General features: G+C 39.8%; 1 protein-coding gene. It reads left to right on the top strand.

Annotated elements, in window-relative coordinates:
* The coding region (locus ACU68U_RS09325; protein ID WP_446763201.1) for an EF-Tu C-terminal domain-related protein at positions 1-309 on the top strand (309 nt) is incomplete at both ends.

The raw sequence follows: 309 nt of genomic DNA, 5'->3' as shown, positions 1-309 counted from the left end.
GAGACAACGTAGAAATCGTAGGACTTACAACAGAAAAAAGAACAGTAGTAGTAACAGGTGTAGAAATGTTCAGAAAACAACTTGACGAAGCAGAAGCAGGAGATAACATCGGAGCATTACTAAGAGGGGTACAAAGAGAAGACATCGAAAGAGGACAAGTATTAGCAGCACCTGGAACAATCCACCCACACACAAAATTTGAAGCAGAAGTATACGTATTAACAAAAGAAGAAGGTGGAAGACACACACCATTCTTCTCAGGATACAGACCACAATTCTACTTCAGAACAACAGATGTAACAGGAAACA

This window comes from Finegoldia sp. P3-F-LR, from assembly GCF_052932165.1.
The sequence above is the reverse complement of the archived record's forward strand: the minus strand, read 5'-3'. Positions and strand labels throughout refer to the sequence as shown.